We start from the raw sequence: 15,843 nt of genomic DNA, 5'->3' as shown, positions 1-15,843 counted from the left end.
ATGCAAAACCGACTCAAGTGGGTCGACGGAGACGATAGAGCCGCTCGGCGTAGTCGAGGTCGTCGCGCCACAACCGCGTGGCCGCGCGTCGCATGAACGGGGTGATCAACGGTGCGCCGCGCAACGCATGGATGAAGCCGGGACGGTCGGAGTGCGCGATGACCGCTTCGATCACGGCGGTGCGGGGCGAGCCGTCAGCATCGGTTCCAAGTGGGGTGGCGTGGGTCTCCACCACGCTGCCCGTCCCTTCGCCGTCGATGATGCGCATGACGATGGTGCGCGGCTCCGGAGTGCTGAACTCCGCGATCACCGGGACCCCCAGCCGGCCGATCCGAAATGTGACGGCAACCAGGAAGCGGTCCGTCTCCTCCGGCAGTTCGTCGTCGGCGGCCGGCGACGAAAGCACCTCGAGTCGCGTGAAGGAATACGGGTGAAACCACGCCCCGTGCCACGGGTCGAGCCGGTTGGCGATCACGTCGCGGGGTTCGCAGGCGCCGACCAGCCGGGTCACCGCGGACAGCTGTGGTCCCGGCGGTCGCTTCGGCAACAGCGGTGTCGCCGTCGGTGTTTCACCGCCGAGCGTGTCGAGCCGAACCCAGGCGAGCACCCCGTCGTCATGCGCCGGATAGGCCCGCCAACTCCATGTCCTGGCGCCGTCGAAGCGCAAACCGTGCCACGGGCAGATCAACGTTCCGCAGTCGTTGGTGCCCGTCGAGAGGTCCGCGCCGAGGTGTGGGCAGGCCGCGGGTCCGACCGCGAGCGCACCGTCTCGGGCGCGCCACGCGACCAGTTCGATACCACCGACGGTGGCACCGATCGGCCGTTTGTCGATGCTGTCGCTGGCCGCGAACGCGTACCAGTTGCCGCTGGGCCTGCGTTGGGAGCGCCGCAGCGCGGACGAGATGACCGCCGGTTCGGCGTCGCGGTAGGTGGGCCGCTGTCCGGACCACGGGGTGCGTGGAAGTACCTCGAACGGTGTGGTTTTCGCCAACCGGGCTTTCAGGTCCGCGAGCATGCTCATGTGTGCTGCCTTTCGGCCAGTCGCCGCAGGGGTGCGAAGCGACCCTGGGTCGGCACGGTGTGCAGATCGTGTCCAGTGAGGCCGAAGCGCTTCAGCAGCAGATTGGCCGCCGTCCATCCGGTGGTGGCCGCGCGCTCCATCAGCGCGACGGGAAGGTCGACGCGGATACCGTCGCCGGCCAACACCAAACCGGCCTGCGGTGTCGCGACGGTCGGGCGGCGCGCAAAGTCGCCGGGCGCGAAACGTGGGCAATCCTGACGGCACAGCACCCGCTCACCGACGACGGTGGCGCCGGCGGTCTCGGGATACAGTTCGCGCATCCGCGCCGGTAGGCGCTCGCGTACGTCGGCCGGCCCGTCGGTCACGGCATACGAATGCAACTCCACCACAGAGCCGCCGGTGCGGCTGGACCAGCTCATGGCCTCGCGCTCGTATCTGTCCAGCACACTGACATTGTCCAGCGGCGGCCGCCCGCCCGTCCCGAGAAACGCGGCGCGGTCCGAATTCACCGGCCGGTCCAGCCACAGTCGCTGCACGACGAACGGTGCGGCGGTACGCATTGCGCCGATCCGGGACCGCCAGTCGGTGTCGCCGAGGGCAGGCGAGCAGTCGACGATGCGCTGCAGGCCCGCCACGTCGGTCGCGAGCACGACCCCGTCCGCCTCGATGCGGTCTCCGCCGTCCGTACGCACCACGAACCGGGCCCCGCTGTGCACCTCGGTCGCCGACACGCCGGTGTGCACGCGTACGCCCAGTGAATCCAGATACGCACGCAACGGGTTCCACAGTGCCGCATCGAAGTTGGCGTTGGCGACGTCGAACACGAGGCCTTCGCTGGAACCCAGGAAGTAGATGTGAAACATCGTCGCCAGCTCGGCGGCCGAGAGCTCGGCCGGCTCGGAGAAGAAGCTTCTCGAGAACACCTCGAAAGCCAGGTGGCGTGCGGGCTCGGGAAAGTTGATCTCGCGCAGGAAAGTGTCGGCATCGAGGTGATCCAGCTCGTGGTAGATCCCGGGCACCGTGACCGCGGCCAACGGTGCTGCGGCGCGCGCGTTGAGCCGCGCCAGGTCGCGCAACCGGAAGGTCGGGCTGCGCAGCGCGAAGGCCAGCGCATTCAGCGGTGGGGTGCGGGGCAGACCGCGAAAGGTGTCGCACCTGCCGTGCGCGTCGACGAGCGGGTAGTCCAGCACAGGACTGAGCATTCGCAGCGCAGGATCGATGCGCCGCAAGAGGTTTCGCAAGTTGTAGTACTGCCGGAAGAATGCGTGGAAACCGCGGTTCATGGCCACCGGCGCGCCGTCTTCGAGCGACTCGGTCCAGCCTCCGACGCGCCCACCGAGGTAGGGCTCGCGTTCGAGGACATCGACGCGCACGCCGCGTTCGGCCAGCCCGGTGGCCGCAGCCAAACCGGCGATGCCCGCGCCGACGACCACCGCATGCGGTCTGTCCGGCAGCGCGGCCGCGGCGGCAGAGCCGGTCGGCGCGGCGTGCGTCACGCGGCGCGGATCGGTCATTGGGGGGCCTCGGCGAGGAAGGTGTGCACGATGTTGCGTTGCCACCCCGGCATCGTCTCGCTGCGTACCGCCGTGAACCCGTTGCGGCGCAGACGGTCACGGAACTCGGCGGCACCGTCGAAGCGGTTCACGCTGCGGCGCAGATACCGGTACAGCGACGCGTCACCGCTGCGGAGCCGACCGCTCGGGATGATGATCGCGGCACAGACGGCGTTCCACACTGCGGTGGCCAGCCGTGAGTCCCGCACCGAGTACTCGTGCACCGCCAGCGTCGCGCCCGGCCGCAGCAGCGAACGGAACTCGCGCAGCTGGGCATCGGGGTCGGGCAGGTTGCGCACGAGGTAGGCGGCGAAGACACCGTCGAAGGGCCCGTGGACGCCGGCGGCGGCGAGGTCCTCGATGCGGCTGTGTACGAATCGGACTGTCGAGGGCCACCGCTTGGCGCGCGCCTCGGCAAGCATGCCCTGCGAGCCGTCCACGCCCACGATCTGCGCGTGTGGCGCCACGGACAGCAGCGCGGCGGTTGATGCGCCGGTGCCACACCCGGCGTCGAGCAGGCGTAGCCCGCGGCCGGAGTCGGGTAACCGCATCCGCTGCGCGGAGACCCGAAGGTGCGCGTGGTATCCCGGATTGGAGTCGACCAGAGTGTCATACGCCGGTGCGCCGTCGTCGAATGCGGCCGGAACATCGCAGGGGTCTTCGGAATTACGGCCCGCACCGACCTTCACGACAAGTCCTCCCGCTGTGCGCGTAGCCGCTGCCGCTCCCACAGCAGCAACACCGCGGTGACCATCGCCCATCCGAAAAGGAAGTCTTCGACCGGGATGTCGAGCGGAAAGCGGATTCCGCTGGTGTGCTTCTCGTCGTAGATGACGATGGGTGCGCTCAGCTTCGTGAGCCAGCCGTCGACCGGGATCTGGAAACCGGTCACGATGACCATCGAGATCCAATACGCCGGCCTGCGGAACAGCCCGGTGCGCAGAACGCCCAATTCCATTGCACAGACCGCGATCACCGCCAGCACGGCGGGCACCGTGTATCCCAGACCGATCACTTCACGCGCTCCGCTCGGTTCCGCATCCGTTGCAGCCAGCTCAGTATGGTGTCGACGGCGTTGTAGGTCAGTAGGCCGCACAGCGGGATCACCACGAAGAACAGGAGTTCCTCGACGGGCATCACGCCCGCGACGTCGATACCCGTGACGTATTGCGGGTTGTAGGTCCACACGTCGGCGGCGATCGCGATCGCATCCCAGAGCACGAACACCGCCGCGACGGGGAGCACCGCGGCCGCGGCCCGCCGCGCCTGCCGGTAAACCCCGTCGCCGAGCAGCTCCAACGGCGCCGTGATCGTGAGGCAGGCGGCCAGCACGAGGAGGTATTGCCAATTGTCCATCGTCACACCTTGTGTTCCCGATGCCGTGCGGCCCAGGCCTTCAACAGCCCGGTCCCGCCGACTCGGATGCGGCGGCCGATGCCCACGGAGGCGCGCTGGCTGAACACGGCGAAGTCCATCTCCTCGATGCGATCGAGGATCTCGGAGTACAGCGTCAGGGCCGCCGTCACGCACGGGCGCGAACGCGGGCGCAGAAGGGCGATACCGTGCCGCGCGTAGTCGTACACGCGCCGGTTGATGGCATGTTGTTCGACCAGCGCACGCCGCACCTTGGCGTCGGTGCGCCGGTTCTCGCGGCACCACGTCAGCACGTCGCGGTCCACGCCGTGGTTGGCCAGTTCGTCGGCGGGCAGGTAGACCCTGCCACGCTCGAGGTCCTCGTCGATGTCACGCAGGAAGTTGGTGAGCTGGAAGGCTTTTCCGAGTGCAGCCGCATACGGTGCCGCCTCCTCGGGCGGGCCGACGGTGCCGAGCACCGGCAGCAGTTGCAGGCCGATGACCTCCGCCGAGCCGTACATGTAGCGGTCGAGCGCGGCCCGGTCGGGATAGTCGGTGACGGTCAGGTCCATGCGCATCGAGCCGAGGAAGTCGTCGAACAGCTCCCACGGGATGTCGTACCGGCGCGCGCAGTGCACGACCGCGGCGAGCGTCGGGTCGTCGTCGTCGCAGCTGCCCTGCGCGAGGCAGTTGAAGAGCTCGGTGGCCAGTCGCTGCAACTGGTCTGCGCGTTCACCCGTGCTGACGACGGGGTCGAAGTCGTCGAGGATGTCATCGGCGCGGCGGGCGAAACCGTACAAAGCGTGCACGGCGGGGCGCTGTTCGGGAGCCAGCAAGCGGGTGGCCAGAAAGAACGTGCGGCCGTGCTCGGCGTTGATTGTGCGGCAACGACGATAGGCCTCGCGCAGGGCGGGGTCATGCACGCCCGCGGCGTCGAGTTCGGAACCGATCATGCTTGCACCACCTGGCTACGGGCCCGCCGTATCGGTAGGCCGGTGATTCGGTCGGCGGCCAACCGCCCCGACAGCAGCGCGGTGGGCACGCCGACACCGGGGACGGTCGACGACCCGGCGAGCACCACATTCGCGATGCCGCGCACGGTGTTGGCGGGACGGAAGGGGCCGGTTTGGCCGAACGTGTGCGAGAGGGCGAACGGGGTGCCGGCGGCCATGCCTTGACGCGCCCAATCCGACGGATCCATGACGTGCAACACCTCGGCGTCCACCCCCAATCGGGGCAGCCGGGTGGTGACGACGTCCATCATCTGACCGACATAGCGGTCCCGCATCGACGCCCAGTCGACCTGTCCCACTTGGAGGTTGGGTGCGGGCGCGAGGATGTAGAGCAGGTCGCGGCCGGCGGGCGCCAGCGAGGCGTCGGCGGCGCTGGGCCGGGTGACCAACAACGACGGATCGCTCATCACGCGTCCGTCGTCGATGATGTCGGTGAATGTCTGCTTCCATTCGTCACCGAAAACAATGGTGTGGTGACCGATGTCGGCGGCGTCGCACCCGACCGCGCGGCAACCGACATGGGCGACGACCGCTGACGGCGCGGGTCGCAGCGCAAGCACGCGACGCGGTGTCTTTCCGAGTAGCTGATAGGTGTCGGGCAGCTCGGTGGTGAGCACCACCGCGTCGGCGGGTATCCGGTCACCGCCGTCGGTGTGCACGGCCACCACGCGGTCGCCGCCGCGTTCCAGCGCCGACACGGCGGAGCCGTAACGGAACTCGACGCCTGCATCGGATGCGGCCGCGGCCAGCGCGTCGGGAAGCGCGCGCACCCCGCCGCGGGGGAAGTAGACGCCCGCGATGGTGTCCATGTAGGCGATCACCGCGTACACCGCCAGCGCCCGATGCGGCGGCACGCCCGCATACAGCGCCTGGAAGGTGAACACCCGCTGCAGTCGCTCGTCGCGCAGGTAGCGGCGCACCATCTTGTCCCAACGGCGGAACCCGCCGATGGCGGCCAGCCGGGCCAGTTGCGGAGTGAGCAGCGAAAGCGGTGAGTCGAAGTTCGCGGCGATGAACCCGTCGAACTCGACCTGGTACAGCCTCGACAGCCAGTTGCGCAGGCGCACATAGCCGTCCGCTTCGGCACGGCCGGCGAAACGTTCGACCTCGGCGGCCATCAGATCGGGATCGCTGCGCACCTGCAACGTGCTCCCGTCGGCGAACGACGCGCGGTACGCGGGATCGACGCCGCTCAGGTCGAGTCGGTCCGTGACGGTCTCGCCGACCGCGGCGAACGCGTCGTCGATGATGTCGGGCATCGTCAGCACCGTTGGGCCGGTGTCGAGGCGGTAGCCGCCGATGTCCATGCGGCCGACACGTCCGCCGGGGTGCTGTCCGCGTTCCACGACGGTCACGGTTCGGCCGCGGCCGACGAGTTGCAGCGCCGCCGACAGCCCGGCGAGCCCCGCGCCGACCACCACCACGCGGTCGGTGCTGCCCCCGACGGTGCGCATCACGCGGCCCGTTCGGTGCAGGCGGCGGCCATGTCGGCCAGCGCGGTGCGGATCAGCGGGTCCACCTGTCCGGTGTCGATCAGGTCGAGAGCGCGGGTGAGGCGCGAATCGATAAGCTGCTCAATCCATTCCACGGCACCCGTGGCGACGATGAGCTTCCGCCACCGCCGGATGTCGGCGTCGCGGAGATCGGAGGTGCTCATCAACTGCGTCAGCTCGCGGCGACGGGTCGCGTCGGCGAGCCGGTAGGCCGCCACCACCACGCTCGTCGCCTTGTGCTCGAAGAGGTCGCTGCCCGCGGGCTTACCGGTGATCTCGGGCGAGCCGAAGATACCCAGTACATCGTCGCGCAACTGGAACGCCTCGCCGACCGCTTCGCCGTACTCCCCGAGGAGCCGCAGCTGGGAAGGCGCACATCCGGCCATGGCCGCCCCGATCTCGAGCGGCCTGCGCACGGTGTAGTTGCCGGATTTGCGCCGAAGCACGTCGAGAACCTTTTCCCACTGCGGGAATTCGGCGGCGTCGTTGACCAGGTCGGCGAACTGGCCGACGGCGAGTTCGGTGCGCATCGCGTCGTAGCGGGACCAGCCGCGGGACAGTGCGACGTCGTCGACTCCGCTCTCGCGCATCATCTGCTGGGCCCACACCAGGCACAGGTCACCGAGCAGGACGGCGGCCGCCTCACCGAAGCGTTCCGGTGAACCCGACATCGCTCGTTCGCGGTGCCACTGCGCGAATCGAACGTGGGCCGCGGGGCGTCCGCGCCGGAGCTCGGAGCCGTCCATCACATCGTCCTGCAGCAGCGCGAACGCGTGGAGCAGCTCGAGGCTGGCTGCGGCCCGAAGCGCGCCCGGATCGTCGTCGGCACCGCACAGCCAGCCGAGATACATATAAGTCGAGCGCACACACTTGCCGCCGGCGACGAAGGCCTGCAGTACGTCGGTCGCGACATCGACTCCTGCGGCGCTGAGGTCGTCAGCGCAGCGCGTACGGACGAAATCGGCGAGGGACCGCAACACCTCACGCCGTAAGGCGTCGCGCCATACCGGAAAGGCCGCGGCCAATAGGCCCCTCTGCGGAGCAGCGGGCTCCGCCATCGCCAGCAGCGGGGCGCGCGGGTGTCCGTTGGTACCGGTCAAGCAGCGTCCCCTTCACTCGATGCGACGACAAGTACCCGAATCGGGGCAACTCAATCGGGGTACCCCAGGGTGGTCGCATCTATGCATCGACTTTGCATCGATGACTGGGCGACGCTGTGGGCTCAGGGCGACAGCGCGGGCATCGTCTTGATTCCGAACTCACGGCGCAGCACGGTTCGGGCGGCGAAATAGCCGGCCATGCCGTGCACGCCGCCCCCGGGTGGGGTGGCCGACGAACACAGGTACGCACCAGGAACGGGTGTGCTCCACGGATTGAGCCGTGGGGTCGGCCCGCCCAGGGCATGCATCAGCGTGTTGCCGCCGACGCCGATGTCCCCGCCGACAAGGTTGGCATTGTGCTCTGCCAGCCGCGCGGCGGGCACGGACCGGACCGCCACCACGACGTCGCGGAAGCCTGGAGCAAAGCGCTCGAAGATTTCGGTGACAGGCTCGGCCTGGTCGACGGTCGAACCGGACGGCACATGCGCATAGGTCCACATCGGCCGCCGGCCCTTGGCATCGATTCGACCAGGATCGAGCAGGTGTGGCAGGGCGGCGAGCACCATTGGCCACTCAGGGTGTCGGCCGGCGACGATCTCGCGTTCGGCGTGGGCCATGTGTTCGCGGGTGCCACCCATGTGCAAAGTGGGTGCCCGTCGTAGCCGCTCGTCGGTGAACGGCACGTCGTCGGACAACACAAAGTCGACTTTGGCCACGCCGGGGCCGAATCGATAGCGCTGTAAAGCTTTCGCGTACCGGCGAGGTAGCTTGTCGCCGTAGATGGCGGCCAGCGCGGTGGGCGCGGTGTCGAAAAGCGTGACGCCGGCAGCGGGTTCGGTGACCTCATGGTCGGCGACGAGAACGCCGCCGTGGGCGCGTAGGTCGTCGATCAGCGCGTCGACGATGGCTTGGCTGCCGCCCACGGGGATCGGCCAGCCGACGGTGTGCGCGAGCGTGCCCAGCATCAACCCGCCGCCCGCCGACACGAGCGACGGCATCGGTGAGATCACATGCGCGGCAACGCCGCTGAACAACGCACGCGCGTCGGCGCCGGACAGTGCACCCCACGCCGGCGTGCCCTGTTCGAGTAGTCGGCGGGCCACCTGTACGGCCGCAACCGGATTCGTCGGGATCGAGCGCTTGTCACCGAGCAGCAGGTCCAGCACCGCGGCGTCGCGTTCGACCATCGGCCCGAACAACCTGCGCCACGACCGCCCGTGTTCGAGCTCCGCGGCGGTCCGGTCGAGGTCGTGATAACCGACTGCAGAGCGCGAACCGGGGAGAGGATTGGCGTAGGACACCTCGGGCACGTTCAGGGTCACGCCGCGGGCGGGCAGATCGAACTCGGCGAGGAACGGCGATGCCAGCGCCAGCGGATGCACGGCCGAACAGATGTCGTGCGAGATTTCTGGGAATTCGGGATCGGGCAGCGTGCGCGCGCCACCGCCGAAAGTCGGTTGCGCCTCCAGCACCTGCACCGACAGGCCGGCCCGGGCGCAGATGACGGCGGCGGCCAAACCGTTGGGTCCGCTTCCGACGACCGTGATATCCACGCTCGCATTTCTCCCGCCCACCGCCCGCCGAGTCAAGCCCATTAGGCTGACCGCGTGAGCCTGCCCGTTGTACTGATCGCCGACAAATTGGCTGAGTCGACGGTCGCCGCCCTCGGCGACCAGGTAGAAGTCCGCTGGGTCGACGGCCCGGACCGGCCGAAGTTGCTGGCCGCGGTGCCCGAAGCCGACGCGCTGCTGGTGCGTTCGGCGACGACGGTGGACGCCGAGGTGCTCGCCGCGGCGCCCAAACTCAAAATCGTCGCCCGCGCCGGCGTCGGCCTCGACAACGTCGACGTGGACGCCGCCACCGCCCGCGGGGTGTTGGTGGTCAACGCGCCGACGTCGAACATCCACAGCGCGGCCGAACACGCGCTGGCCCTCATGCTGGCCGCGGCGCGTGACATTCCCGCCGCCGATGCGTCGCTGCGCGCGCGGACCTGGAAGCGCTCGTCGTTCTCGGGCACCGAGATCTACGGCAAGACGGTCGGCGTGGTGGGCCTGGGCCGGATCGGCCAGCTGGTGGCCCAGCGGCTGGCCGCGTTCGGTACCCACGTCGTGGCCTACGACCCCTACGTCTCGGCGGCCCGCGCGGCGCAGCTCGGTATCGAGCTGCTGACCCTCGACGACCTGTTGGCCCGCGCCGACTTCATCTCGGTGCACCTGCCCAAGACGCCGGAGACGGCGGGGTTGATCGGTAGGGACGCGCTGGCGAAGACCAAACCCGGCGTGATCATCGTCAACGCGGCCCGCGGTGGGCTGATCGACGAGGATGCGCTGGCGGAGGCCGTCGAGTCGGGGCATGTCCGGGCGGCCGGCATCGATGTGTTCGCCAAGGAGCCGACCACCGAAAGCCCTTTGTTCGATTTGCCTCAGGTCGTCGTGACCCCGCACCTGGGCGCGTCGACCGCAGAGGCGCAGGACCGGGCGGGTACCGACGTCGCGGCCAGCGTGAAGCTGGCACTGGCCGGCGAATTCGTCCCCGACGCAGTCAATGTCGGCGGCGGAGTCGTCGGTGAAGAGGTCGCGCCTTGGCTGGACCTGGTCCGCAAGCTCGGCTTGCTGGTCGGCGTGCTGGGTGACGAGCTGCCGGTGTCGCTCTCGGTTCAGGTGCGCGGTGAGCTCGCAGCCGAAGACGTTGAGGTGCTCAGGCTTTCGGCGCTTCGCGGATTGTTCTCGGCGGTCATCGAGGATCCCGTGACATTCGTGAACGCGCCGGCGCTGGCCGCCGAACGCGGAGTGCAGGCGGATATCACCACTGCGACCGAGAGCCCCAATCACCGCAGCATGGTCGACGTGCGGGCGGTCTACGCCGACGGGTCGACCGCCAACGTGGCGGGCACGCTGACGGGCCCGCAGCTGATCGAGAAGATCGTCCAGATCAACGAGCGCAACTTCGACCTGCGCGCGGAAGGCGTCTACCTGATCATCAACTACTTCGACCGGCCGGGCACGCTCGGCAAGATCGGAACCATCCTCGGAGGTGCGGACATCAACATCCACGCCGCCCAACTGAGCGAGGACGCCGAGGGGCCGGGCGCGACGATCCTGCTGCGCATCGACCGCGATGTGCCCGGCGATGTGCGCTCCGCGATCGCCGACCAGGTCGGCGCCAACATGCTGGAAGTGGTTGACCTGTCATGAAACTGGCGATCATCGCCGGCGACGGCATCGGCCCGGAGGTCGTCGGCGAGGCCGTCAAGGTGCTCGACGCGGTGGTGCCCGGGGTGGATAAGACGCGCTACGATCTGGGCGCGCGCCGATATCACGAAACTGGCGAGGTGCTGCCGGACTCTGTGCTCGACGAACTGCGCGAGCACGACGCGATCCTGCTCGGCGCGATCGGTGATCCGTCGGTGCCCAGCGGCGTGCTCGAACGCGGTCTGCTGTTGCGCATCCGGTTCGCCCTCGACCACCACATCAACCTGCGGCCGGGTCGCCTCTATCCCGGTGTGACCAGTCCGTTGGCCGGCGACCCCGACATCGACTTCGTCGTCGTGCGGGAAGGTACCGAAGGTCCGTACACCGGTACGGGCGGGGCGATCCGGGTCGGCACCCCGCACGAGATCGCGACCGAGGTGAGCGTCAACACCGCGTTCGGCGTGCGTCGGGTCGTGACGGATGCATTCGCGCGGGCGCAACAGCGCCGCAAGCATCTGACCCTGGTGCACAAGAACAACGTGCTGACGTTCGCGGGCGCGCTGTGGTCGCGCATCGTCGAAGAGGTCGCCGCCGACTACCCCGACGTCGAGGTGGCCTACCAGCACGTCGACGCCGCAACCATCCATATGGTGACCGGTCCTGATCGATTTGATGTGATCGTCACCGACAACCTGTTCGGCGACATCGTCACCGATCTCGCCGCCGCGGTGTGCGGGGGTATCGGCCTGGCGGCCAGCGGCAATATCGATGCGACACGGACCAATCCATCGATGTTCGAACCGGTGCACGGCAGCGCCCCCGACATCGCGGGGCAGGGGATCGCCGATCCGACCGCTGCGGTCATGTCGGTCGCGCTGCTGTTGTCCCACGTGGGCGAGATCGACGCGGCCGCCCGCGTCGACAAGGCCGTCGAACAGCATCTGGCCACCCGCGGCGACGCCACGCTGTCCACCACGCAGATCGGTGATCGGATCGCGGCCAACCTCTAATCGTTTCGCGCCTCTAGACGTTTCGCGAAAGCCGTTTCGTCGTCCGGAACGATCGGGATGGCCGCCAGCGGTAGCAATGCACTGACCGCGAACGCCGCCGGATATCCCGCCGCGCCTATCAACGCGCCGAACAGCGGGGCGGCGGCCGCCGACGCCAGGTGCTGGCTGGTGTTCTGGGTGCCGAGCGCGCGTCCGCTCCAGAACGGGCCCGCGATCTCGGCGATCGCGGTGAACGCCAACCCGTTGTCGGACACGGTGATCACCGAAGCGACGACCATCACGGCCACGCTCACCGGTGAGCTGAGCCAGTCCGACAGCGCCAGCAGGCCCATGGAGACGGCGGCGCCCGCAGCGATCCTCCGGATCGGCCGCAACCGCCGGCCCAGTCGGTCGGACCAGTGCCCGGCGGCGATACGGCCGCCGGCACCGAGTATTTGAGCAACGGTGACAAGGACACCCGCCGAGGCCGCCGACCAACCTCGGTCGGTCATCAGCCACACCAACGTGAACGTCCACAGCACGGCTTGTGGGACGACCAGCAACACCGACACGGCGTGGATGCGCCACAGCACGGACGACCCGCGATAGGGGTTGGCCAGATGATCGGCGGGCGCTTCGGAGCGCGGCGGCCGGGGCGGGTCGATCACCGCGACCGCGCAGACCGCCGCCGAGACGGCGCACACGATCGCCGGGAACAGCAATGCCGCTGACACACCGTGGCTTTCGGCCAACCGTGGAATCACCAACGCGCCGAACCCGACGCCGAGCGGCGTCGCGGTCTGGCGGATGCCCATCACGAGCCCACGCTGCTCGGGCGGGAACCAGCCGACCACCAACCGGCCGCTGGCCGAATTGCTGCTGGCGGCGGCCATTCCGCCCAGAAGCAGGAAGGCGCCCATCGCGAACAGTGATTCCACCGAGGCCGCCGCGAACGCCGCGGCGGCGATCAGGCCCGAGCCGACCGTCAGCACGAAACGTTCCCCGACGCGGTCGACCACATAGCCCCACGCGATCAACGTGATCACGAGACCGAGGCTGGGCATCGAGGACAACAGCCCGGCCGCGGCGAGGTCGAGTCCGCGCTCGGTGTGCAGCGTCGGAATGAGAAATGCCGCGCCGTTGATGAACACGTTTGCGCTCGTCGTCGCCGCGAGCGCGGTCCCAAGCAGCGACCAGCGCCGCGCGCTGCTGATCGACTCGACGGACATCGGTCCATGGTGACACAGGCTTCTCACGATGCTGAATCGTCCTCTCATATCGTGAGACGTAAGCGGCAGGGGAGCGGTCCGCGGCCGCGATGACCACCCCCACTAGGCTGACGGCATGCGCCTTGGCCGAATAGCCAGTCCCGACGGAGTCGCCTTCGTCAGCGTCGAGGGCCCGCCCGACGATCCCGACCAGGCAGTCGCGCGGGAGATCGCGGAGCATCCGTTCGGCGCCCCCCAGTTCACCGGTAGGCAGTGGCCGCTCGCCGATGTCCGCCTGCTCGCGCCCATCCTGGCCAGCAAGGTGGTCTGTGTCGGGAAGAACTATGCCGCGCACATCGAGGAGATGGCTGCGCACGCGAGGAGCAGTTCAGCTGCTGCGCACGCGAGCAGCAGCGCGGGACACAGCGTGACGTCGTTCGAGGATCCGGTCATCTTCATGAAGCCCAACACCGCGATCATCGGCCCGAACGTGCCCATTCAGCTGCCCGCCGACGCCGATCCTGTCCATTTCGAAGGTGAACTGGCCGTGGTGATCGGCCGGCCGTGCAAGGACGTACCTGCCGCGCGAGCGGCGGAGAACATCCTCGGATACACCATCGGCAACGATGTCTCGGCCCGCGACCAGCAGCAGAAGGACGGGCAGTGGACCCGCGCGAAGGGCCACGACACGTTCTGCCCGATCGGGCCGTGGATCGTCACCGACGTCGACCCAGCGGATCTGGCGATTCGCACCGAGGTCAACGGTGAAGTCAAACAGAACAGCCGGACGTCGAACATGATTCACGACGTCGGGGCGATCGTCGAGTGGATCTCGCGGGTGATGACGTTGCTCCCCGGCGACCTGATCCTCACCGGCACACCGGAGGGGGTGGGGCCGATCGAGGAATCCGACACCGTCAGTATCACCGTCGAGGGCATCGGCACACTGACGAATCCAGTTGTGCGCAAAGGGAAAACATGACAACCGAAAACGCCGTCCGGGTGCGGTTCTGTCCGTCGCCGACGGGTACGCCACACGTCGGCCTCATCCGCACCGCGCTGTTCAACTGGGCCTATGCCCGCCATACCGGCGGAACATTCGTATTCCGCATCGAGGACACCGATTCGGCGCGCGACTCCGAGGAGAGTTATCACGCGCTGCTCGATGCGCTGCGCTGGCTCGGTCTGGACTGGGACGAGGGGCCCGAAATCGGTGGACCATATGGGCCGTACCGGCAATCCGAGCGGCTCGACCTCTACCGTGACGTGATCGCCCGACTTCTCGAGACCGGTGACGCGTACGAGTCGTTCTCCACGCCCGAGGAAGTCGAGGCGCGCCATCTGGCTGCCGGGCGAAACCCGAAACTCGGCTACGACAACTTCGACCGCAACCTGACCGAGGAGCAGCGTGCGACCTTCCGCGCCGAGGGCAGGCGCGCGGTCGTGCGGTTGAAGATGCCGGACGAGGACATCGGCTGGCGGGATCTGGTGCGCGGAGAAACGACGTTCCCCGCCGGGTCGGTGCCCGATTTCGCGCTGACCCGGGGCAACGGTGAGCCGTTGTACACGTTGGTGAATCCGGTCGACGACGCGCTGATGAAGATCAGCCATGTGCTGCGCGGTGAGGACCTGCTGTCGTCAACCCCGCGTCAGATAGCGCTGTACCAGGCGCTGAGCCGCATCGGTGTCGCCGAGCAGGTTCCCGAATTCGCCCATCTGCCAAGCGTTCTGGGCGACGGTAACAAGAAGCTGTCCAAACGGGACCCGCAGTCCAACCTGTTCCTGCATCGTGAACGTGGCTTCATCCCCGAGGGCCTGCTGAACTACCTGGCACTGCTGGGATGGGGCATTGCCGAGGATCGCGACGTGTTCAGCCTCGACGAGATGGTGGCCGCGTTCGACGTCACCGACGTCAACTCGAATCCGGCCCGCTTCGACCAGAAGAAGGCCGACGCGTTGAACGCCGAGCACATTCGGCTGCTGAGTGGGCAGGATTTCACGGCTCGGTTGAACGCATACTTCGCCCAACGCGGTTACGACACGGGCCTCGACGAGAAGGGGTTCGCCGAAGCCGCCGTGCTGGTGCAGACCCGCATCGTGGTGCTGGGTGATGCGTGGGATCTGTTGAAGTTCCTCAACGACGGCGAGTTCGCACTCGATGAGAAGTCCGCTGGCAAGGAGCTGCGGGTCGAGGCGGTTCCGGTGCTCGACGCCGCGCTGGCTGCGCTCGAAGGCACCGGCGACTGGGCCACGGCGGCCATCGAGGCGGCGCTCAAGGAGGCTCTGCTCGAGGGTCTGGGTCTCAAGCCACGCAAGGCGTTCGGGCCGATCCGCGTGGCCGCCACCGGCGCGTCGGTCAGCCCGCCGCTGTTCGAATCGCTCGAGCTCCTGGGTCGCGAGCGCAGCCTGGCCCGGTTGCGCGCCGGCCGTGAGTACGCCGCGGCCGCAGCCCAGGCGTGAAAAGCGGCCCGCAGATCTTTGGTAGTCTGCACGTCGGTCCGATCACACGCGCGACGGGATCCACTCGTCGCCGCGGGGGATCGAAATAGTCCCGTGACCTGCGGTTATGGGCGCCAATGGGGTATGGTGTAATTGGCAACACAGCTGATTCTGGTTCAGCCATTCTAGGTTCGAGTCCTGGTACCCCAGCCAATGACCGTGATTAGGCCGACAATTCTCGCTGAGATATGCTGGCCATCCGGAAAACCAGTTCTAGCCCCCGTCGTCTAGCGGCCTAGGACGCCGCCCTCTCACGGCGGTAGCGTGGGTTCGAATCCCATCGGGGGTACATTGTGATGTGTCAAGACATCGGAATAGCTCTGAACCTGCGTTTGGGGTTCAGGGCTTTTTCTTTGGTCGGCCGCAGGGCACGTTTCGGGGTTGGTAGTCCCTGGTCGGGTCGATGGTTAGCTCGCGGATCAG

Annotated in this window: 14 protein-coding genes and 2 tRNA genes; 6 read left to right on the top strand and 10 right to left on the bottom strand. The window is 68.1% G+C overall.

From position 1 onward, the window contains the following. Positions 1-13 precede the first annotated feature (13 nt). From AU188_RS13215 to AU188_RS13175, 9 genes are all read right to left on the bottom strand, one after another. Positions 14-1,021 carry a Rieske (2Fe-2S) protein gene (locus tag AU188_RS13215; protein WP_059164168.1) on the bottom strand — a complete coding sequence of 336 codons (1,008 nt, stop codon included), beginning with the start codon at positions 1,019-1,021 and terminating at the stop codon, positions 14-16. Continuing rightward, positions 1,018-2,535, bottom strand: coding sequence for an FAD-dependent oxidoreductase (locus tag AU188_RS13210; RefSeq protein ID WP_059164167.1), 1,518 nt, complete (start codon positions 2,533-2,535; stop codon positions 1,018-1,020). Before AU188_RS13210 ends, AU188_RS13215 begins: the two co-directional genes overlap by 4 nt. After that, positions 2,532-3,263: a class I SAM-dependent methyltransferase gene (locus tag AU188_RS13205; protein ID WP_059164166.1), complete on the bottom strand. Its 732-nt coding sequence runs from the start codon at positions 3,261-3,263 to the stop codon at positions 2,532-2,534. The genes AU188_RS13210 and AU188_RS13205 overlap by 4 nt, the downstream gene beginning before the upstream one ends. After that, positions 3,260-3,589 carry a lycopene cyclase domain-containing protein gene (locus AU188_RS13200; RefSeq protein ID WP_059164165.1) on the bottom strand — a complete coding sequence of 110 codons (330 nt, stop codon included), beginning with the start codon at positions 3,587-3,589 and terminating at the stop codon, positions 3,260-3,262. The genes AU188_RS13205 and AU188_RS13200 overlap by 4 nt, the downstream gene beginning before the upstream one ends. Further along, positions 3,586-3,930 (bottom strand): lycopene cyclase domain-containing protein, encoded by a 345-nt coding sequence (locus tag AU188_RS13195; RefSeq protein ID WP_059164205.1) that lies wholly within the window; start codon positions 3,928-3,930, stop codon positions 3,586-3,588. Before AU188_RS13195 ends, AU188_RS13200 begins: the two co-directional genes overlap by 4 nt. 2 nt (positions 3,931-3,932) lie before the next feature. Beyond that, positions 3,933-4,880: a phytoene/squalene synthase family protein gene (locus AU188_RS13190; protein ID WP_059164164.1), complete on the bottom strand. Its 948-nt coding sequence runs from the start codon at positions 4,878-4,880 to the stop codon at positions 3,933-3,935. Then, the gene (gene crtI, locus AU188_RS13185) at positions 4,877-6,394 is read right to left on the bottom strand and encodes a phytoene desaturase family protein (protein WP_059164163.1); all 1,518 of its coding nucleotides are present in this window, start codon (positions 6,392-6,394) and stop codon (positions 4,877-4,879) included. The genes AU188_RS13190 and crtI overlap by 4 nt, the downstream gene beginning before the upstream one ends. After that, positions 6,394-7,491 (bottom strand): polyprenyl synthetase family protein, encoded by a 1,098-nt coding sequence (locus AU188_RS13180; protein ID WP_059164204.1) that lies wholly within the window; start codon positions 7,489-7,491, stop codon positions 6,394-6,396. The genes crtI and AU188_RS13180 overlap by 1 nt, the downstream gene beginning before the upstream one ends. 164 nt (positions 7,492-7,655) lie before the next feature. Beyond that, a complete protein-coding gene (locus tag AU188_RS13175) occupies positions 7,656-9,086 on the bottom strand; it encodes a phytoene desaturase family protein (protein WP_172799492.1) in 1,431 nt (476 codons plus the stop codon). A gap of 54 nt (positions 9,087-9,140) precedes the next feature. Here AU188_RS13175 and serA point away from each other — a divergent pair, with 54 nt between their 5' ends. Together serA and AU188_RS13165 are read left to right on the top strand one after the other, a co-directional pair. Continuing rightward, positions 9,141-10,727 carry a phosphoglycerate dehydrogenase gene (gene serA / locus AU188_RS13170; protein ID WP_059164161.1) on the top strand — a complete coding sequence of 529 codons (1,587 nt, stop codon included), beginning with the start codon at positions 9,141-9,143 and terminating at the stop codon, positions 10,725-10,727. Then, positions 10,724-11,734: a 3-isopropylmalate dehydrogenase gene (locus AU188_RS13165; RefSeq protein WP_059164160.1), complete on the top strand. Its 1,011-nt coding sequence runs from the start codon at positions 10,724-10,726 to the stop codon at positions 11,732-11,734. The genes serA and AU188_RS13165 overlap by 4 nt, the downstream gene beginning before the upstream one ends. On the opposite strand, the gene AU188_RS13160 is transcribed toward AU188_RS13165, so the two are convergent. Beyond that, positions 11,731-12,942 (bottom strand): MFS transporter, encoded by a 1,212-nt coding sequence (locus AU188_RS13160; protein ID WP_059164159.1) that lies wholly within the window; start codon positions 12,940-12,942, stop codon positions 11,731-11,733. The genes AU188_RS13165 and AU188_RS13160 overlap by 4 nt on opposite strands. Before the next feature lie 115 nt (positions 12,943-13,057). Between AU188_RS13160 and AU188_RS13155 the strand changes: the two genes are divergently transcribed. The 4 genes from AU188_RS13155 to AU188_RS13140 all read left to right on the top strand — a co-directional run bounded on the left by AU188_RS13155 (position 13,058) and on the right by AU188_RS13140 (position 15,709). Beyond that, on the top strand, positions 13,058-13,903 hold the full coding sequence (locus AU188_RS13155) for a fumarylacetoacetate hydrolase family protein (RefSeq protein WP_059164158.1): 846 nt from the start codon (positions 13,058-13,060) through the stop codon (positions 13,901-13,903). Next, positions 13,900-15,381, top strand: a complete 1,482-nt coding sequence (gene gltX, locus AU188_RS13150; protein ID WP_059164157.1) for a glutamate--tRNA ligase — start codon at positions 13,900-13,902, stop codon at positions 15,379-15,381. The genes AU188_RS13155 and gltX overlap by 4 nt, the downstream gene beginning before the upstream one ends. Positions 15,382-15,498: 117 nt before the next feature. Further along, positions 15,499-15,573: transfer RNA gene (locus tag AU188_RS13145), tRNA-Gln, on the top strand. A gap of 63 nt (positions 15,574-15,636) precedes the next feature. Next, a tRNA-Glu gene (locus tag AU188_RS13140) sits at positions 15,637-15,709 on the top strand. Positions 15,710-15,843: the final 134 nt, after the last annotated feature.

The sequence above is a fragment of the Mycobacterium sp. IS-3022 genome, from assembly GCF_001500065.1.
In the GTDB taxonomy this organism is placed as follows: Bacteria; Actinomycetota; Actinomycetes; order Mycobacteriales; family Mycobacteriaceae; genus Mycobacterium.
The sequence above is the reverse complement of the archived record's forward strand: the minus strand, read 5'-3'. Positions and strand labels throughout refer to the sequence as shown.